This is a genomic window from Pseudomonas sp. 65/3-MNA-CIBAN-0223 (assembly GCF_040310425.1).
Lineage (GTDB): Bacteria > Pseudomonadota > Gammaproteobacteria > Pseudomonadales > Pseudomonadaceae > Aquipseudomonas > Aquipseudomonas gregormendelii.
Window position 1 is genome coordinate 65,928 of record NZ_JBEOPV010000020.1, and the last position, 18,091, is coordinate 84,018.

The 18,091-nt window shown below is 56.1% G+C and carries 15 protein-coding genes and 1 pseudogene; 4 read left to right on the forward strand and 12 right to left on the reverse strand.

The window, feature by feature from the left end; genetic code table 11:
* Positions 1-6: 6 nt before the first annotated feature.
* The 5 genes from AAEZ09_RS21940 to AAEZ09_RS21960 are packed head-to-tail and all read right to left on the reverse strand — an operon-like array spanning position 7 to position 3,915.
* On the reverse strand, positions 7-642 hold the full coding sequence (locus AAEZ09_RS21940) for an SCO family protein (RefSeq protein ID WP_045059104.1): 636 nt from the start codon (positions 640-642) through the stop codon (positions 7-9).
* Complete coding sequence (gene cyoE / locus AAEZ09_RS21945; protein WP_045059103.1) at positions 639-1,538, reverse strand: heme o synthase; 900 nt, start codon at positions 1,536-1,538, stop codon at positions 639-641. The genes AAEZ09_RS21940 and cyoE overlap by 4 nt, the downstream gene beginning before the upstream one ends.
* Positions 1,526-2,605: a COX15/CtaA family protein gene (locus AAEZ09_RS21950; RefSeq protein ID WP_045059102.1), complete on the reverse strand. Its 1,080-nt coding sequence runs from the start codon at positions 2,603-2,605 to the stop codon at positions 1,526-1,528. The genes cyoE and AAEZ09_RS21950 overlap by 13 nt, the downstream gene beginning before the upstream one ends.
* Before the next feature lie 10 nt (positions 2,606-2,615).
* Positions 2,616-3,209 carry a PA_0111/PP_0108 family redox-active disulfide protein gene (locus AAEZ09_RS21955; RefSeq protein ID WP_045059133.1) on the reverse strand — a complete coding sequence of 198 codons (594 nt, stop codon included), beginning with the start codon at positions 3,207-3,209 and terminating at the stop codon, positions 2,616-2,618.
* The gene (locus tag AAEZ09_RS21960; RefSeq protein WP_045059101.1) at positions 3,175-3,915 is read right to left on the reverse strand and encodes an SURF1 family protein; all 741 of its coding nucleotides are present in this window, start codon (positions 3,913-3,915) and stop codon (positions 3,175-3,177) included. The genes AAEZ09_RS21955 and AAEZ09_RS21960 overlap by 35 nt, the downstream gene beginning before the upstream one ends.
* Before the next feature lie 70 nt (positions 3,916-3,985).
* On the opposite strand from AAEZ09_RS21960, the gene AAEZ09_RS21965 reads away from it, so the two are divergent.
* Entirely contained in the window at positions 3,986-4,189 is a 204-nt protein-coding gene (locus AAEZ09_RS21965) for a twin transmembrane helix small protein (RefSeq protein WP_008064738.1), read from the forward strand.
* A gap of 4 nt (positions 4,190-4,193) precedes the next feature.
* On the opposite strand, the gene AAEZ09_RS21970 is transcribed toward AAEZ09_RS21965, so the two are convergent.
* The 4 genes from AAEZ09_RS21970 to coxB all read right to left on the reverse strand — a co-directional run bounded on the left by AAEZ09_RS21970 (position 4,194) and on the right by coxB (position 8,533).
* Entirely contained in the window at positions 4,194-5,081 is an 888-nt protein-coding gene (locus AAEZ09_RS21970) for a cytochrome c oxidase subunit 3 (protein ID WP_205891833.1), read from the reverse strand.
* A 25-nt stretch (positions 5,082-5,106) separates the two neighbouring features.
* Positions 5,107-5,658 carry a cytochrome c oxidase assembly protein gene (locus AAEZ09_RS21975; RefSeq protein ID WP_045059099.1) on the reverse strand — a complete coding sequence of 184 codons (552 nt, stop codon included), beginning with the start codon at positions 5,656-5,658 and terminating at the stop codon, positions 5,107-5,109.
* A 78-nt stretch (positions 5,659-5,736) separates the two neighbouring features.
* On the reverse strand, positions 5,737-7,323 hold the full coding sequence (gene ctaD / locus AAEZ09_RS21980; RefSeq protein WP_045059098.1) for a cytochrome c oxidase subunit I: 1,587 nt from the start codon (positions 7,321-7,323) through the stop codon (positions 5,737-5,739).
* Between the two features lie 82 nt (positions 7,324-7,405).
* The gene (gene coxB, locus AAEZ09_RS21985; protein ID WP_045059097.1) at positions 7,406-8,533 is read right to left on the reverse strand and encodes a cytochrome c oxidase subunit II; all 1,128 of its coding nucleotides are present in this window, start codon (positions 8,531-8,533) and stop codon (positions 7,406-7,408) included.
* Between the two features lie 368 nt (positions 8,534-8,901).
* Here coxB and AAEZ09_RS21990 point away from each other — a divergent pair, with 368 nt between their 5' ends.
* Positions 8,902-9,552: a hypothetical protein gene (locus tag AAEZ09_RS21990; protein WP_045059096.1), complete on the forward strand. Its 651-nt coding sequence runs from the start codon at positions 8,902-8,904 to the stop codon at positions 9,550-9,552.
* A 91-nt stretch (positions 9,553-9,643) separates the two neighbouring features.
* Here AAEZ09_RS21990 and AAEZ09_RS21995 read toward each other — a convergent pair whose 3' ends face one another.
* From AAEZ09_RS21995 to AAEZ09_RS22005, 3 genes and pseudogenes are all read right to left on the reverse strand, one after another.
* A complete protein-coding gene (locus tag AAEZ09_RS21995) occupies positions 9,644-11,173 on the reverse strand; it encodes a SulP family inorganic anion transporter (protein WP_350600760.1) in 1,530 nt (509 codons plus the stop codon).
* Between the two features lie 87 nt (positions 11,174-11,260).
* Positions 11,261-11,992, reverse strand: a complete 732-nt coding sequence (locus AAEZ09_RS22000) for a carbonic anhydrase (protein ID WP_045059094.1) — start codon at positions 11,990-11,992, stop codon at positions 11,261-11,263.
* 242 nt (positions 11,993-12,234) lie between these two features.
* Positions 12,235-13,071 (reverse strand): annotated as a pseudogene (locus tag AAEZ09_RS22005) (PA0069 family radical SAM protein); the annotation flags it as partial.
* 39 nt (positions 13,072-13,110) lie between these two features.
* Between AAEZ09_RS22005 and AAEZ09_RS22010 the strand changes: the two are divergent.
* Both AAEZ09_RS22010 and AAEZ09_RS22015 read left to right on the forward strand, forming a co-directional pair.
* Positions 13,111-14,892, forward strand: a complete 1,782-nt coding sequence (locus AAEZ09_RS22010; protein ID WP_350600762.1) for a recombinase family protein — start codon at positions 13,111-13,113, stop codon at positions 14,890-14,892.
* A 1,700-nt stretch (positions 14,893-16,592) separates the two neighbouring features.
* A complete protein-coding gene (locus AAEZ09_RS22015) occupies positions 16,593-17,846 on the forward strand; it encodes a primase-helicase family protein (RefSeq protein WP_350600764.1) in 1,254 nt (417 codons plus the stop codon).
* Positions 17,847-18,091: the final 245 nt, after the last annotated feature.

Sequence of the window (18,091 nt, forward strand, 5' to 3'; positions counted from 1 at the left end):
AAAAAACTATTGGCGTTTGAGCATCACCGGCAACTGCGCCACCAGCTTCACATTATTCAACGGCGCCCGAATAAACCCGCGCTGCGTCCCATCCGGGCCAATCACCGCCAGGTTGCCGCTGTGATCCACCGTGTAGTTTGGCTTGGTGGTATCTGCCGGGATGAACGGGATGCTCACCGCATTGGCGAATTTTTGCAGGTCGGCGATCGAGGTCGGCGTCAGGCCGATGAACTGCGGGTCGAAGTAGCCCAGGTACTGCTTGAGCTGCTTGGGCGTGTCGCGATTGGGGTCGACACTGACCAGGATGATCTGCAGCTTGTCCACCACGTCCGCCGGCAACTCACTCTTGATCTGGCGCAGTTGGGCGAGGGTGGTCGGGCAGATGTCCGGGCAGAAGGTGTAGCCGAAGAACAGCAGTGACCATTTGTCTTTCAACTCGTCGACCGCAACCGGCTTGCCATCCTGGTCGGTCATGGTCAGATCCGGCAGGTTGCGGCTTTGCGGCAGCAGGATGATGCCGGCGTCGATCAACTCCGTCGGGTCCCCCTGGCCTTTGCCAGACAGCACTTTATTGATGGTCAGGCCCAGCACAAGCGCGATCAGGGCGACGAGGATGAAGACGGTTTTCTGGGTTCGAGTCATAGGTTCAACAGTAAGTAGTGGTCTACGAGCAGCGCGATAAACAGCAGGAACAAGTACCAGATAGAGTACTTGAAGGTGTTGATCGCCGCGTGCGGCCGAGTGCCACGGTACAGCACCACGGCCCATTGCAGGAACCTCGCGCCCAGGACGAGCGCGCAGGCCAGGTAGAGAAGGCCGCTCATGTGGATCACGTAAGGCATCAGGCTGACGGCCAGCAACGCGAAGGTGTAAAGCAGGATGTGCACCTTGGTGTAGTGCTCGCCGTGGGTCACGGGCAGCATCGGGATGTCGGCCTTGGCGTATTCCTCCTTGCGGTGAATCGCCAGCGCCCAGAAGTGCGGCGGGGTCCAGGCGAATATGATCAGGACCAGCAGCAGCGGTTCGGCGCTGACATGGCCGGTCGCAGCGGTCCAGCCAAGCAGCGGAGGCGCGGCACCGGCCAATCCGCCGATGACGATGTTTTGTGGAGTCGCGCGCTTGAGGAAACCGGTGTAGACCACCGCGTAACCCAGCAGGGAGGCCAGGGTCAGCCAGGCGGTCAACGGGTTGGTGAACGTCAACAGCAGGGCCTGGCCGAGCACGGCCAGCACCAGGGCAAAGGTCAGCGCGGCGGCCGGTGAAACCCGTCCTTCGGCCAGGGGCCGTTTGTGTGTGCGGGCCATGACTGCATCAATGCGCCGATCCACCACATGGTTGACCGCCGCCGCGCCGCCGGCACACAACGCAATCCCCAGGTTACCGAAGATCAGCACCGTCCAGGGCACCCCGGCGCGGGTCGCGAGGAACATGCCGACCAGTGAGGTGATCAGCATCAGCACCACCACTTTCGGCTTGGTCAGCTCCAGATAGTCACGCCAGATCGCCTGGCTGTGACGTTCGCCGATCAGAGTCGCCATGGCATCTCTCCTTTTATTGTTATGGGCCCGGCTGAATGTTTACGCGGGCTGAACCGCCAGCGTGCAGGGAATTGCTGCTTGACCCGAACCAGGCTGGTTCGCGCGTGATAATTGACCAGCACCAACGTCAGCAGCAGTGCCGCGCCGCCGGCGTTATGCGCGACGGCCACCGGCAATGGCAGGTGGAACAGCACGTTGCTGATGCCGAGGGTGATCTGGGCGGCAAGTGCCACCAGCACCAGCCCCGCCAGCCGGGTCATGCCGACGACCTTGAGTTGCCACGCCAGGCCGAGCAATACAAGCGTTACCAGCAACGCGCCGATTCGGTGGGTCAGGTGAATCGCGGTGCGGGCATCGCTGTCCAGTTGTCCACCCAGGTAGTTCGGGCCGATGTGCTGTGTGAGGTGAAAGCCGTTGGCAAAATCAGCCGGCGGCAGCCATTGCCCGTGGCAGGTCGGGAAGTCGATACAGGCTACGGCGGCATAGTTCGAACTGACCCAGCCTCCAAGGGCGATCTGTCCGATCACCAGCAGCAAGCCAGCCGTCGCCCAATGCTGCAGGCGTCGTGGCACGGTCAGTGCGGGTAATACCCCGGACAGGCGCAAGGTCAGGAGAAACAACAGGCTCAAGGTGGCAAAGCCGCCGAGTAGATGCCCGGTGACCACTTGCGGCCAGAGCTTGAGCGTCACGGTCCACATGCCGAACGCGGCCTGGGCGATCACCACGGCCAACAAAAACAACGGCAACTTCACCGGTTGCCCCGGGTGCCGACGATGCACCCACGCACGGCCGGCCAGTACGGCAATCAGCAGCCCAAGGGTGCCGGCAAAGTACCGATGGATCATCTCGTTCCAGCCTTTATGGGCTTCGACGGGCGTGTCGGGGAAATGCAATTCGGCATGGGCCAGCTGGGCCTCGCTTTTTGGCACGCTGATGAAGCCGTAGCAGCCCGGCCAGTCCGGACAGCCAAGGCCGGCGTGGGTCAGGCGGGTATAGGCGCCGAGCAGCACCACTATCAGTGCCAGCAGGGTGGCAAACAGCGCGAGGCGAAATCCAGGTTTGGCCATGACGATGCCCTTATCCGATGTTCGACAGTTTCAGCAGGTGGCGCAGGTCGTTGAGCAGGTCCTTGCCCTTGACGGTCGGGTCGTAGCGCAGCACCAGGTTGCCGTGGGGGTCGATGATCCACAGCTGCGGCACGGCGTGGTCACCAGTGGTCTTGCTGAACGTGGTCAGGTCCATGGGATAACGTTGCAGTTGTGGGTATTCGCGGGCGAGCTTGGCTTCGTACTCGCTGTTGAGCGGCTGCGCGGCGGCCAGGGCGTGACTGGCCCGGGATGCATCGCGGGAGAGGCCGATCTGCACCTGGCGCGCCAGGTACACCAGCTGCTGGCAGTCAACCGAGCAGTCTTTGGGTGCAGTCACCAGCATTTGCCAGCGTTGCTCCTGAGCCTGCACGCCAAGATCGGCGCGGGTCTGGCCATTGCCGATGAGTTCGCCGTGATAACTGCGCCCCTCCGGTACCCAGAACTGCAGTTTGTACATGCCGGTGGCGAGGATCATCGGACCAATCACCCCAAGCAGAATCAGCAGCAGCTGCAAACGCCCTTTGCGCCGACTTGCCGGCGACTTCGCTTCAGACATGCTGGGTGGATTCATGGCCGCTCCCATGGTGTTTCTCCTTTGCGTTGTGCCAGCCGAGGTAGATGAACAGGCCGAGCAGGGCGATCGACATGGCGAACCACTGCACGGCATAAGCGATGTGTTTTTCTGGCCCCATGGCGACCACCGGCCAATCGGCCTGGTAGATCCCGGGACCCGGTTCTGCACGTAATTCGTAAGGGAAACCATCACGCTCCAATGCTGCCCAGAGCTTCGCCGGTTCCACCGCTGTCACCAGTTGCGGCCAGGTGGTGGTGGCCGGGTCGGCGTGAAGCTGGAAAGTAGCGCCCGGAGCAACGTAGACCCAGGCGGTGAGGGTCAAGACTTCGCCAGGCGTGGTGAATTGCGCGGGGATGCGCCGGTCCGGCCAGGGCAGCCAACCGCGATTGACCAGCAGCCATTGGCCGCTGGCTTGATCCTGAAACGGTTGCAGCAACTCGACCCCGACCTTGCCGTCCCGTTGGCGGTTATCCAGCAGCAGGCTGTGCGCGGCATCGAACTGGCCACGCAGCACGACCCGGCGGAAGGCGGGATCCTCGGTGTGCTGTAACGCAGTGCTGGCCATCGGTTCCGCCAGCCGGCGCTCGGCATAACTGTCCAGCAGCGCGCTTTTTTCCGCGCCGCGATTCAGTTGCCAGAAACCGAGCGAGACCAGCAGTGGCAGCAACAAGGCCACCACCAAACTCGGCACGATGCCTGGCCGGAAGCGCTTCATGACGTCGCCAGAATGTCGGTAGTCGCGATAGCTATACTCAAGTGCATCGCATTTCCCCTGGAGTCTCACCATGCTCAAAGCAGCCATCGTCCTGATGCTGATTGCCACGGTTGTCAGCCTGTTCAGCGGCCTGTTTTTTCTGGTCAAGGACGACAGCAGCTCGAACCGTCTCGTCATTGCCTTGAGTGTTCGTGTGGCCCTGGCCGCCATTACCGTCGGCTTGATCGCCTGGGGATTCTTCAGCGGCCAGCTGGTGTCTCACGCGCCTTGGTGATGCCTCAAAGTACGTAGACGAAGACGAACAAACCGATCCACACCACGTCCACGAAGTGCCAGTACCAGCTCGCCGCTTCGAAGCCGAACTGATGCTCGTTGTCGAAGTGCCCGCGCATCACCCGCATCAGCATCACGAACAGAATTATCGTGCCCATGGTCACGTGGGCGCCGTGGAACCCCGTGAGCATGAAGAACGTCGCGCCGTAGATGCCCGAACCCAGTGTCAGGCCCAGTTCCTTGTAAGCGTGGATGTATTCTTCAGCCTGGAAAAAGAGGAACGCGCAGCCCAGCAGCACGGTGATCGCCAGCCAGAGCTTCAGCGCGCCGCGATGGCCCTTTTTCAAGGCGTGGTGGGCGATGGTGACGGTCACGCTGGAACTCACCAACAACACCGTGTTGAGCAACGGCAGGCCCCATGGGCTGATGACTTCCTTGGGTGGCGGAAACAGTTTCGAGTCAGGGTTGTTCAGCAATGGCCAGACGAACTCGAAGTTAGGCCAAAGCATGTGAGCTATGCCTTTGGCGCCTTCTCCGCCGAGCGCAGGGCCGGAGACGTGGCGCACGTAGAACAGTGCACCGAAGAAGGCGATGAAAAACATCACCTCCGAAAAGATGAACCAGCTCATGCCCCAACGAAATGAACGGTCCATCTGCGCGCTGTACAAGCCGCTGCGACTTTCCTTGATCACGGTACCGAACCAGCCGAACAGCATGTACGCCACCAGCAGGCCGCCGACGAAAAAGATCAGCGGGCCGTGAGATTCCGGGCGCGCCGCTTTCAGGTCGTTGAACCAGGTGGCCAGGCCGAACACGGTGACGAACATGCCGACCGTGGCGATGATCGGCCACTTGCTCTGGGCCGGTACGTAATAGTGCTCATGAGTTGCCATTTATTGTTCTCCTTATCGGGCACGCTCAGCCGCCAGTGTTTACAGCTACCGGGGGATGTCGGGCGGTGATATCGAACAGCGTGTAGGACAGCGTCAGGTGCTTCACATCCTTGGGCATGTCACGGTCAACAATGAAACGTACCGGCATCTCGATCCGTTCACCGGGCTGCAGCACTTGCTGGGTAAAGCAGAAACATTCGGTTTTGTGGAAGTACGCTGCCGCAGCGCTGGGCGCGATGCTGGGCACGGCCTGGGCGCTCATCGGGCGATCGGTAGGGTTGTGGGCGATGAAGATCATCTCGTTCACGGCGCCAGGGTTGGCGGTCAACTCATCGTGCTTGGGATAGAAGTCCCAGGACATGTCGGCGGAGTTGGTCGACAGGAACTGCACGCGTACCTGGCGAGACAGATCCACCGTCTGTTCACCTTCGTACTGTCCGGAAGTTTTGCCATTGATACCGAATGCCTTGCACATCACGTCGTAGATGGGCACCAGGGCAAACCCGAAGACGAACATTGCCACCACCACCATCAGCAGGCGGGTGACCAGTTTTTTCATCGAAATCGAGTCAGCCATGATTCCAACTCCATACCGAGACCCCTGTGGGAGCTGGCAAGCCAGCTCCCACAGGAATTCGTGCAAGGCCGAGGGTGTTCATTTCACTTCCGGCGGCGTGGTGAAGGTGTGATAAGGCGCCGGTGACGGGATGCTCCACTCCAGGCCCTCCGCGCCATCCCATGGTTTGGCCGGTGCTGGCGGGCCGCCGCGAATCGTCTTGATCACGATGAACAGGAAGAACAGCTGAGTGGTGCCGAACATGAATGCACCAATCGACGACACCATGTTGAAGTCGGCGAACTGCAGGTTGTAGTCCGGAATCCGCCGCGGCATGCCTGCCAGCCCCACGAAGTGCATCGGGAAGAAGGCCATGTTCATGCCGATGAACGACAGCCAGAAGTGCAGCTTGCCGAGGGTTTCGTCGTACATGTGGCCGGTCCATTTCGGCAGCCAGTAATAAGCCGAGGCGAAGATCCCGAAAATCGCCCCTGGCACCAGCACGTAGTGGAAATGCGCAACCACGAAGTAGGTGTCCTGGTACTGGAAGTCCGCCGGAGCGATGGCCAGCATCAAGCCGGAGAAGCCGCCAATGGAGAACAGGATCACGAACGCCACAGCGAACAACATCGGCGTCTCGAAGGTCAGCGAGCCTTGCCACATGGTGCTGGCCCAGTTGAACACCTTGACTCCGGTCGGTACCGCGATCAGCAGCGTGGCGTACATGAAGAACAACTCGCCCACCAGCGGAATGCCGACCACGAACATGTGGTGCGCCCAGACGATGAACGACAGGAACGCGATGCTCGCCGTGGCGTAGACCATCGAGGTGTAACCGAACAGAGGCTTGCGTGAAAAGGTCGGGATGATCGAGCTGACGGCACCGAAGGCCGGCAGAATCATGATGTACACCTCGGGGTGCCCAAAGAACCAGAACACGTGCTGGAACAACACCGGGTCACCGCCCCCGGCCGCACTGAAGAAACTGGTGCCGAAGTGGATGTCCATCAGCATCATCGTTACGCAACCGGCCAGTACCGGCATCACCGCAATCAGCAGGAAAGCGGTAATCAACCAGGTCCAGACGAACAGCGGCATTTTCATCAACGTCATGCCTGGAGCGCGCAGGTTGAGGATGGTGGCGATCACGTTGATCGCGCCCATGATCGAACTGATCCCCATCAGGTGGATGGCAAAGATGAAGAAAGTCACGCTTTCCGGTGCATAGGTTGTCGACAGTGGGGCGTAGAACGTCCAGCCGAAGTTAGGCCCGCCGCCGGGCGTGAACAGGGTCGATACCAGCAGGATGAACGCAGCTGGCAATAGCCAGAAGCTGAAGTTGTTCATCCGCGGCAGGGCCATATCCGGCGCGCCGATCATCAACGGGATCATCCAGTTGGCCAGCCCGACGAATGCCGGCATCACCGCACCGAAGACCATCACCAGGCCGTGCATGGTGGTCATCTGATTAAAGAAGGCTGGTTCGACGATTTGCAGCCCCGGCTGGAACAGCTCGGCGCGAATCACCATCGCGAACGAACCGCCAAGCAGGAACATGGAAAACGCGAACCACAGGTACAGTGTGCCGATGTCCTTGTGGTTGGTGGTCAGCACCCAGCGCATCAGCCCTTTGGCGGGGCCGTGGGCGTGGTCGGCATGACCATGGTCATCGATGACGGCGCTCATGGCGTGTCTCCTGCAAACAGATGGGCTGGGCAGGCCGGGGCACGCTGCCCCGACCGGTTCCTTGGGTACGCAATAGACCGGGTCATTTGCTTTCCGCCTGTTTCAGCTCCAGCACTTCTTTTGGCGTGACCATGTCGCCTTTATTGTTGCCCCAGGCGTTACGCTCGTAAGTCACGACCGCTGCGATGTCGACTTCCGAGAGCTGCTTGCCGAACGCTGCCATGGCGGTGCCTGGTTTGCCGTGAAAGACAATGCCCAAGTGCCCTTCTTTCGGTCCGGTGGCGATTTTCGAGCCTTTGAGTGCCGGGAACATTGGCGGCAGGCCCTGGCCTTCGGCCTGGTGACAGGCTACGCACGTGGTGTGATAGACCTTGTCACCGCGTTCCTTGAGTTCGTCGAGCGTCCATTCCTTGCTGGTCAGCTCCTTAAGCTGCGCCGCTTCAGCCTTGCGTTCGCCCAGCCATTTTTCGTAGTCGGCCTTTTCCTTGACCTCGACCACGATCGGCATGAAACCGTGGTCCTTGCCGCACAGTTCGGCGCACTGACCGCGGTAGATGCCGGGCTTGTCGACGCGTGTCCAGGCTTCGTTGACGAAACCGGGAATGGCATCGCGCTTGACCGCAAAGGCGGGCACCCACCAGGAGTGGATAACGTCGGCGGAGGTCACCAGGAAACGCACCTTGGCGCCAATCGGCAGCACCAGCGGCTTGTCGACTTCGAGCAAATAGTGCTCGCCCTTGGTTTCCTTGTTGTGGATCTGCTCGGCGGGGGTGGCCAGGTTGCTGAAGAACTCGACGTCCTGGCCCAGGTATTTGTAATGCCACTTCCACTGATAACCGGTGACCTGGATATCGATATCCGGCTCACTGGTGTCGTACATCTTGATCAGGGTTGCAGTCGCGGGAACCGCCATGGCCACCAGGATCAGGAAGGGCACGATGGTCCAGAGGATTTCTACGGTCGTACTTTCATGAAATTTTGCGGCCACCTGCCCGGTTGAGCGGCGGTGGAGGATCATCGACCAGAACATGGCGCCGAAGACGATGATGCCGATCACTACACAGATCCAGAAAATGGTCATGTGCAGGTCAAATACTGCGTGACTGATTTCAGTCGCTCCAGGCGCCATATTCACAGTCCAGGCCGCTTGCGCCTGACTGAAAATCGACCACAACAGGAGGCCCATCCAGACGTGTGGATGTCGCATCATTGCGGGTTCCCCTTATCGTTCTTGTTATCCCGCCGGCTTTCACCAGTGGCAAGGGAGCGGCTTTTCAGACTACGAACTTGATTGCCGGGCCTTGCTGCGTGTGCAGTCGGGCGTCATCAGCTAACTCCATTCCAACCCGAGTATAGACAGCGACTGAGACCTCGCAATGCGATGGGGTAAATGAACCGTGACAGGACGCACTTGCGCTCAAGGGCACGAATGGAGAAGGATGCAGACGAGTGGTGGCAAATGGATATAACTTTGATGTCTTAAGGGTGAAATAATTATGACAAATGCGTCTGAAGAATTTTCCTGCGCCAGCTAAGTTATGTCTTCCCTATTTCTTTGCCTTGTTTCCTGGAGTTTTCATGAACACCGCCGCATTGCGCGAGCAGATCCAAAAAGCCCAACAGCACGAAGCCGAGACTGGCTTGCTGACTCGTCAGCTGGAAAGCAAACTGCCACATCTGCACCCGTCCATCCAGCTGCCGGAGACGGACGCCAAGGGTGTGCTCACTCGTTTTGTTGCGGCCTACATTGACGAGGTGCCTGACCTGCTGGATGCAGCCAACGAAGTGGCCAAGGAAGCGGGTATCCAGTCGCAGATCACCCCAGTGTTGAAAATCGCCGAGCAGTATTTCCTCCAGCCGCCCGCCATCATGGCCGGCCACATCGGGCTCGACAGCCTGCTGGATGAAGCCTACCTGGCACATCGCTTTGTCGAAGAGGTCAATGACCTGTACATCAAGCATCTTGGCCAGCCCTTGATCCCATTGGACATGACTGTTGCCAACCTGATCGCCCACCAGTTGATCGGTGAGGAATTTGCCAACCAGCTGGACGAGGCCGTGCATCACGCGCTCGACGAAATGCTCGACGACCAGAGTTTTGCGCTGGAGTCGGTTGAAGCCTATCGCGAGAAGCTCAGCAGCCCGCACACTGGCGCCGCGTGGAAACGCTGGCCGTGCATGTCGCGCCGGTTAGGCGTGGGCCTGGACCTGGATCAGCCTGCGGCTTAACCGTAATACTTGAAAGATCGCAGCCTCCGGCAGCTCCTACGGAATGCACACAGGTCCAATTAGGAGCTGCCGAAGGCTGCGATCTTTTGCTTTAGACCCCTGCAGACCCTACGCCAGTAGTGGTCCGTAAACGCCCTTCCAGCCTGCGCTTCAACCCACGCGCCTCGATCAGCAGCTTCGAACCCTTCGCCGCATTGGCTCGTCCCCACTCCTCAAGCAGTTCCAGGCACGAGTGATCGATGTAGCTCAGGTTATTGAGCGGCACGTGCACAGTCGCGCCCGGTGGAATAGCCCCCAGCACCTGCGTCAGCGCCGGTACCTTCAGAAAGGTTGCGGCACCGCTCAAGCGCAACTCCATCTCGCCATCGGCAGGCAGGTCGATCAGGCTGATCTTCAAGCGCGAAGCTTTCCACGCCAGCTTCGCCAGCGTCAGGCCAAAGCCGATCAACACGCCGGTCAGCAGGTCGGTGAAGACAATCGCCAATGCGGTCGCCGCATAGGTGAACATCGGCATCCTGCCGTAACGCCCCAGGCCGCGAAACGCCTTGAGGTCGACCAGTTTGAAACCGGTGTAAACCAGAACGCCCGCCAGGCTCGCTACCGGAATGCTCTGCAGCACACTGGAGAGCAACAGGACGAAAGCCAGCAACCATAGCCCGTGGAAAATCGTCGACAATCGCGTGGTCGCGCCGGCTTGCACGTTGGCCGAGCTCCGCACGATCACGCCGGTCATTGGCAACGCACCCAGCAGGCCGCAGAGCATGTTGCCCACACCTTGGGCAGACAGCTCCCGATCGAAGTCAGAGCGCTGGCCACTGTGCATGCGGTCGACGGCGGCGGCGGAGAGCAAGGTTTCGGCGCTGGCGATAAATGCCACGGCAAACGCGGCGATCAGCAGGGTGGGATCGGCCAGGTTCAGCAAGTCCGCCGGCTTCAGCCAGTCGATCGCTTCCGCGAGGTTAGCCGGGACTTCCACTCGTTTGACCTGCAAGGCCAACACCAGGCTGGCCACGGTTGCCAGCCCCACACCGAGCAAGGCGCCAGGTATGAAGCGCAGTGAGTGCGGACGAAATTTTTCCCACAGCCACATCACTGCAATCGTCCCCAGGCCGAGCAAACCAGCCTGCCAGCCCACCGATGGCAAAGCTTGCGCAACGGCTGCGGGGAAGGTGGCCAGGTTGTCCAGGCCGGAAGGTTTGGGCACGGCGTCGAGCATCACATGCACTTGGGACAATACGATCAGCACGCCAATGCCTGCGAGCATGCCGTAGACCACGGCGGGTGCCGTCACCCGAAACCAGCAGCCCAGTTTCAACCGACCGGCCACCAGTTGCAGGAAACCCGCTAAGAGCAGGATCGGCCCCAGCATGGCAATACCATGCTGACGCACGAGTTCGAAGACGAGTACCGCAAGCCCGGCGGCAGGACCGCTGACTTGCAAGGGGGAGCCGGCGAGCCAGCCTACAACCAGGCCGCCGATGATCCCGGTGATCAGGCCTTTGGCGGGTGGCAGGCCGGAAGCGATGGCGATACCCATGCACAAGGGCAGGGCCACCAGAAATACGACCACCGAAGCCAGCAGCTCCCGCGGCAGTGCAGCTTTGAGTTGCGCAGCACGCATGTTGATTCTCCCGACATTTCTTCAGGCGTGGCAAATCCAGGCTGCTTATTCAGCGGCCGGCTTTGCTACACAGGGGTTTAGGAGGCGTTAGAAGCGCGCTTTGGGCGTCGCCACGGGGATCGGATGGCTGCCATCCAATGGCAGGAAACAACCTTTGTCCGCGTCGTAAGCTTTTATTTCGCTGGTTTCGATGTTGTAGACCCAGCCATGGATGAACAGTTGGCCGTTGGCCATGCGCGAAGCCACGGATGGGTGCGTGCGCAGGTGCTGGAGTTGCGCGATCACGTTCTCTTCAGTGAGGACATGCATGCTTTCGTTTTCGTCGGCGCAGTTGCAGTTCTCATGAACCATGGTTTTCGCCACTTCTGCGTGCCGCAGCCAGGCTTTGACCGTCGGCATTTTTTCCAGGCTATCGGGGTTCAGCACTGCGCGCATGGCGCCGCAGTCGGAATGTCCGCAGATGATGATGTGCTGCACACCCAGCGCCAGCACCGCATATTCGATGGCAGTGGAAACGCCGCCGTTCATTTGCCCATAAGGTGGCACGACGTTGCCTACGTTACGGGTGACAAACAGATCGCCGGGCGCGCTTTGAGTAATCAGTTCAGGAACGATGCGCGAGTCGGCGCAAGCGATGAACATTGCCCGGGGACTTTGTGCCGTCGCGAGCTTTTTGAAGAGTTCTTCCTGCTGGGGGAAGACGTCGTGATGAAAATGCAAGAAGCCATCAACGATATGCTGCAGCGCTGCATCGGCAGACTCCGCTTCGGGTTGGGCGGAAGCCGACGCAGCCAGCGGCTGTTTATCCTTGTCACTCATAAATTCATCCTCTTGGGCGGAGTGGGGGAATTGTCCCGTGTTGTCCGATGTGAAGCCAGTGGCTGTTAAAAACATCCAGGCCAAGAAATCTCGACCCGTCGGTCACTCGATGAACAAGGTAGCCCGCGAAACTTAACTCAAACTGAATCAACCGCTCTAGAACTTGTGTTCCAGGTCACAAAAAACGTGACTGGTGTGGTGGCCACATGCTTTGTGCCGCTTCAACAATAGGCTAATTCTCCCTAAATCAGCGACATTTGGCGACCCGGGGGACAGAAGGCACTGCAGTCCAGATCAAAACCTTCCCGACGATTGAGCCCCAGGCGTTTGATGGTCTTGGCGAAGCGCTGCGCCAGCAAGTCGGCAAAGGGGCCTTCGCCGCGCATTCGAGCGCCGAATCGACTGTCGTACAGCTCCCCTCCACGGCTTTGGCGGATCAGGCTCAATACATGCGCAGCTCGCTGAGGATAATGCGCGGCCAGCCATTCCTCGAATAAAGGTGCTACCTCCAGAGGCAGGCGCAACATCATGTAGGCTGCACTCTGGGCACCGGCTGCCTGCGCTTCGGTAAGCAGGCTTTCGAGTTCGCTGTCGTTGATCATTGGAATCATCGGCGAACACAGCACCCCTACAGGAATACCGGCGTCACGCATCACGCGGATTGCCCGCAGCCGGGCCTTCGGTCCTGCGGCGCGGGGCTCGAGAATGCGCTTGAGCTCATCGTCCAGCGTGGTCAGGCTGATCATCACCGCCACCAGCCGCTGCCGGGCGAGTTCGGTCAACAGGTCCAGGTCTCGAAGAATCAGCGAACCCTTGGTGATGATGGTGACCGGATGGCGGTAGCGCAGCAAAACTTCCAGGGTTTTTCGGGTAATCCCGTGTTCGCGTTCGATCGGCTGGTACGGGTCGGTGTTGGAACCCAGGTTGATGGGGGCGCACTGATAGCCCCGTCGTGACAGCTGCTCTTCCAGCACGTCGGCGGCATTGGTCTTGGCGATCAGCCGGGTTTCGAAATCGAGTCCGGGCGACATGTCCCAATACGCATGGCTGGGCCGGGCATAGCAGTAAATGCAGCTGTGCTAGATTATACGTACCGATAGGTTACTGAGTTTGCCACCGTGCCTCTATGCTTTCCATACGTTCGCTTTTCCAGCCAGAAACAGGCGGATGGTAACTCCGTCGTTCGCCAGTCTGAGCGCATTGAATCCTTTGTCAGTAGGCACAACCTCACGGTTGATACCAGACTTGAGGATCATGGCATCAGTAGCTTCCGTGGTGCGAATGCAAAGAAAGGTCAGCTTTCGGGATTTCTTCAGAGGGTGCGTGATGGGGAGATTCCACGCGGCAGCTACCTTCTAATTGAGAACTGGGACCGGCTATCACGTCAGGTGCTCGACGCCTCCATAGAGATATTTTCTGACCTGATCAGATCCGGTATCAAGATTGCTGTATTGGACGAAGATACAGTTTATGACGATCTCACCAGCAACAGTTTCATCCGGGCGATTGTCCAGTTTGAAAGAGCTCACTCGGAAAGTTTACGCAAATCGGATATGTCGAAGGCGTCGTGGCGGGCTAAACACAAAGCGATGGGGGAAGGAAAAATCGCCACAGAGAAATGTCCCCAATGGCTGGTAGTGAAGGATGGGGCGTGGTGCAAGCTTGATGATATTTGCCTACACATTAAAACAATGTTCTCTCTCGCTCAGACCTACGGTGTGGCAGAAGCGGGAAGACGCCTCAACGCTCAGTTTGGCACCAGTTACAAAACGCACCAGATTCAATACCTGTTACGTAATCGACGTCTGCTAGGCGAGCACTCCCCGGTGGAGCGGAGCAAGGAGCACGGCAAAAATGTCCCCACCGGGCAAGTGGTGGAACATTACTACCCTCAGGTAATCGCTCCAGCTACGTTTGAAGAAGTACAGACAATCCTCAAGAGTCGAAAGCCGTTTTCAGGCAGGCAGGATGCAACCAACCTCAATATCTTTCGTAACCTTCTCGTCTGTGCAGAATGTGGCAGCAGTACACGGTTTATGCTCAGGAGTGGAAAAGAATTCTACTACTGCACTGCATCAATGACTGGAGGCTGTGTTGACGATCAGATCAGGTCAATACGGGGGGAATTCCTTCGCCGTGTACTATTTAAGTTTGAGCATTGGACTGCTATCCGAGACTACATCGCCGCTGGCTCAGATGTGCTGAAGACGCTGAAAAAAGAAGAAACCGTTGCCGTCGCAAAACTGACCAGATTGGAAGTTAAGGCAGAAGGGTTGAGGAATAAATACGCTGCTGAAGATGACGAGGACAAAGCTGAAACCTACGTCAGCCTGCTTACTGAAACCCGGAAAGGTATTGCCACCGCTAATGCTGACCTCGGCCGCATCAAGCAAGAGCTTGCCAGCCTGGATGGGGCATTTGCTCTGACAGACAGCAATGCCGACTCCTTTGAATCAATGCTGACATCTGATAGCGAACAAGCCCGCACAGACCGGCAGCGGCTGAATAGATACCTGCGGGGAATATTCCTAAAGCTTGAGCTTCACTTCCCCACGCGCAAGTTGGTGACACAGCCTATACCCGCTTTGGCGAACAGAATCAGCCCGGTGGTGGCCTACATCGAGCAGCCGAAAGATAATCGTACAGGCGACGACTACGGCCATCACACATGGATCAGCAAGGATCAGCAGACGCTAATAATCAAGAGGATCAAAGCACGCCTGCGCAGGGCCGGCATTCCCTCGCCAACCTTTGAGCAAGTGAAGCCGATCTATGAGAGCGTGGCGTATTCCCTCCTTCCTAAGAGGAAGCCTCAGTGCAAGAATCGTCCAAAGCTGGCTGACCTTCCAGAAGAATTAAAAGATGTAGTTTGGAAGGCTCCAGACCTATTCCTGAAGTAAGAGGTTGTCCCTCAAGCTTTGAGGCGGAGAAAATCCGGTATCACTGCGGTGTTTTTGGGTGTCAAATCGACGATCTCTAAAATGGGCTACCCATGTAGCCCCATCGACCTAGCGCCTAATCTAGATGCTCTAGAGCCCTTACACTTATTTAGTGGCGAGTGCAAGATATTAATTGTCAATGTAAGATATATGCTGTATTATTGATGCACTCCTTAAAACTCTAAGCGAAAGCACATTGGATTAAGGATCGGTTTGAAGGTCGGTTAACATGGTGGTGAAAACTTCCCGTGTGAGATGGCAGCTTCATTCTTAAACAAGCGGACTACTGTGAGTGATGGGACAGTCTGCAAGGTAAACTGAAAAACACTACCTCCCTAACGATTCTAATAAAGTCGTGCGATATGCAATGTGTTGAGACAATGCGTTATTAGTGTCATTGTCCTGAAGGCAGCTGCCCTACCCGTGCAGACTGTATAGAATCTGATTTTTCGGATTCACTTACCTCGTTCCCAATTTCGATACAGTTAGTACCACACGGGTGTGGGTTTTAGGTGAGCTATCAGATAAGGTACTTTTACTGAGTCGAGGTAGGGCGTTGGCTCTATATGATTCGGTAGGTATTCCTTTATCTGAAGTTCTTCCTGAAACCCATTTCGATTTTATAAGCTTTACAGGCAACTATAGATTCAGGATCAATATCACCCACACAGACCTGGAAACATTATAATTAATTAAGTTGCACTTAACACAAGTTATAACAATACAGCAGATTATAACTAATTAGTCTTAACTAAATGCAAATAAAGTTGCAATTACAATACGAAGTATGAGATACTTTACCAGTAAATGAAGAACAACGCCGAAGAATACTAAGTTTCACTTGCTTCACCCATCTCGCATACCCCTCGTTAAAGAACATCGACCTCGTGGTGTTATTAGAGTTTCCCCGCTAGGTCAGTGTAGGCGGTTACTGTTTTCCTTCTTTACAGTAGCTGCCATAAAAAACCCTATGAAGTTTCAAACACAATTCGCGCTAGAGATTTAGTCCGTGTTGTGTTTGTTTTTTGTTTAAAATCTTTTATTCCACCCACAATTTAATTCACCAATCACCTTTGGAGGTATCCCGTGGCCGTTACGATTCGTCCCTGTATTGTTTGTCGCTGTCCAATGGAGTGCAATCGCAGCAACAAATATTGCTGTTCAAATCTTTGCCATTCTCGTTTGCATAAACGCCGTGTAAAGCTTGGATTAACAACCAAGGAAATTATCGAGTTGTATCGAGAAGAAATAGAAACATCCAACAATCAACAACCCATTGAGGAAATCTCATGAAAGAGTGCCAAGTATGCCAGCGTGATTTTGAACCAAGTCACAATGGCAATTTTTTGTGTAGCAACACTTGCGCAGTACGACTATTCGCTGCAAGACAGAAAGTTCGCCTGAGTATCAAAGCGGCTTTGAAAGCGCTTAAGACCCCAGAGGATGTAAAACAATTTTACCATTCCCTCGACCAACTGCTACAAGGAGCGGCCTGAGTATGCGACCTCATCTCAACGACAGATCTGCAAGCGAACTTTTAGAAATTATGCGGTATTACGATCACGGATCGCCCAATCACACACTTAACATTTTGATTTCGTCTCTTCACGCCTCTTTATTCAAAACCAAACGTCCTAGCCCATCAGATGAGGTAAACAACAATGATTACAGCAGCACCGAAAAACAATAAAACATCCGCAGCGATTGAAGCTGTTAAAGCTCGATTTGTCCGAGTTCCGTCAAACACCTCATCAGCTAGATTTCGAGATGTCGTAACTGGTACAGCCCAATCAGATGCGTGTATTCTCCAAGACTTCTACCGCCGCAATGGCGGAAAAGATAAATACGACGCAGCATATCTATTGGGATGCTTAGATTGGGCTTATGGCGAAAAATTCGTCCCTAATGGTCTAGCTATCCTTGATAACGGCTTTATCAATCTATGGCGTGCTCCAGAGCTTCAGCCTACAGGTGCGCGAGTAACCAAGGAACAAGTAGAGCCGTTCGTTGATTTTCTTCGCCGATGGTTCCCAGATGACAGTGAAAGAGATTATTTCGGTTGGTGGATTGCGATGTCTGTACGTCACCAAGAGCAGAAAATCATCGCTACGCCACTGTTGCGCTCTGAGCATGGTGTGGGGAAAGGATTCTTTGCAGAGACACTGCTACCGGGCCTCCTAGGCCCTACAGCGGCAGCCCTATGCCACTTGAAAGATGTTGTCGGGGATTTCAACGAGACTGTTGAAGGCAAGACCCTTCTTGTCGTGGATGAGGTGTATCGCTCAAAGAAGAGCACGACTGATAGTCTGAAATCCATCCAGGCTAACGCTACGCTAACTTTACGCCGAAAGCATCTGCCTGTAGTTGTCATTGATAACTACATTAATTTTTGCATTACCAGTAACGACCATATCCCGCTTGTTATTGAGAGTGGAGATCGTCGATTTTGGATACCAGCATTTATCCGTCACAGAGAGAGCAAATCGGAAACGGATCGCTTTCTTAATGATAATTTCAAACCTTGGCTAATGAATGGTGGCTTTCAACTGGTGCGAGACTACCTTGAACAAATTGACTTGAGTAAGTATCGAGCCACCGGTGAGGCACCAATGACAGATAGCAAACAAGATCTACTTGGATTCACCACAACGGATAAGTTAGAAGATGTGCTGGGTAATGTCATCGCTTCTAACAGCGTGCTGACGGTACAAATGCTGAAGGATAGCTTTTCTGATAGCTTTGAATACGGTCTGACAGATGTAGCTGTCGCAAACGCCCTCCTCGGTATAGGGTGCATTTCAAAGCGATCTAATTCCCAGCGTTACTATATTACTCCCAAAGGCATTCAAGAAGGACTAACTACCAAAACACCGCCCAAGGAATTAGATAAATTGCTCCCTAAAGTTAATTTCTGATATGAAAACGTGACACCGTGACACTGATGTTTTAAGCCGTCACTATAGCTGTCACGCAGCTAAGACCCATATTACAAGGGCTTCAGCGATTCGTGACGGGGGTGACAGTTGATTAGCATCTTTTTTTAATATGTTTAGGTTAAGTCAAAGAACGAAGCGATAGCGTAGTGAATTGACGTAGGCTAAGCGATAGCGCAGCCGTAAGATGTTCTTCCCGCCTTTGTAAAGGCACTCCCATAACTAAT

Excerpts from the sequence above, each read along its gene's own strand:
- AAEZ09_RS21940 (WP_045059104.1), bottom strand. The coding sequence starts at position 642 with ATGACTCGAACCCAGAAAACCGTCTTCATCCTCGTCGCCCTGATCGCG.
- cyoE (WP_045059103.1), bottom strand. The coding sequence starts at position 1,538 with ATGGCGACTCTGATCGGCGAACGTCACAGCCAGGCGATCTGGCGTGAC.
- AAEZ09_RS21950 (WP_045059102.1), bottom strand. The coding sequence starts at position 2,605 with ATGGCCAAACCTGGATTTCGCCTCGCGCTGTTTGCCACCCTGCTGGCA.
- AAEZ09_RS21955 (WP_045059133.1), bottom strand. The coding sequence starts at position 3,209 with ATGGGAGCGGCCATGAATCCACCCAGCATGTCTGAAGCGAAGTCGCCG.
- AAEZ09_RS21960 (WP_045059101.1), bottom strand. The coding sequence starts at position 3,915 with ATGAAGCGCTTCCGGCCAGGCATCGTGCCGAGTTTGGTGGTGGCCTTG.
- AAEZ09_RS21965 (WP_008064738.1), top strand. The coding sequence starts at position 3,986 with ATGCTCAAAGCAGCCATCGTCCTGATGCTGATTGCCACGGTTGTCAGC.
- AAEZ09_RS21970 (WP_205891833.1), bottom strand. The coding sequence starts at position 5,081 with ATGGCAACTCATGAGCACTATTACGTACCGGCCCAGAGCAAGTGGCCG.
- AAEZ09_RS21975 (WP_045059099.1), bottom strand. The coding sequence starts at position 5,658 with ATGGCTGACTCGATTTCGATGAAAAAACTGGTCACCCGCCTGCTGATG.
- ctaD (WP_045059098.1), bottom strand. The coding sequence starts at position 7,323 with ATGAGCGCCGTCATCGATGACCATGGTCATGCCGACCACGCCCACGGC.
- coxB (WP_045059097.1), bottom strand. The coding sequence starts at position 8,533 with ATGATGCGACATCCACACGTCTGGATGGGCCTCCTGTTGTGGTCGATT.
- AAEZ09_RS21990 (WP_045059096.1), top strand. The coding sequence starts at position 8,902 with ATGAACACCGCCGCATTGCGCGAGCAGATCCAAAAAGCCCAACAGCAC.
- AAEZ09_RS21995 (WP_350600760.1), bottom strand. The coding sequence starts at position 11,173 with ATGCGTGCTGCGCAACTCAAAGCTGCACTGCCGCGGGAGCTGCTGGCT.
- AAEZ09_RS22000 (WP_045059094.1), bottom strand. The coding sequence starts at position 11,992 with ATGAGTGACAAGGATAAACAGCCGCTGGCTGCGTCGGCTTCCGCCCAA.
- AAEZ09_RS22015 (WP_350600764.1), top strand. The coding sequence starts at position 16,593 with ATGATTACAGCAGCACCGAAAAACAATAAAACATCCGCAGCGATTGAA.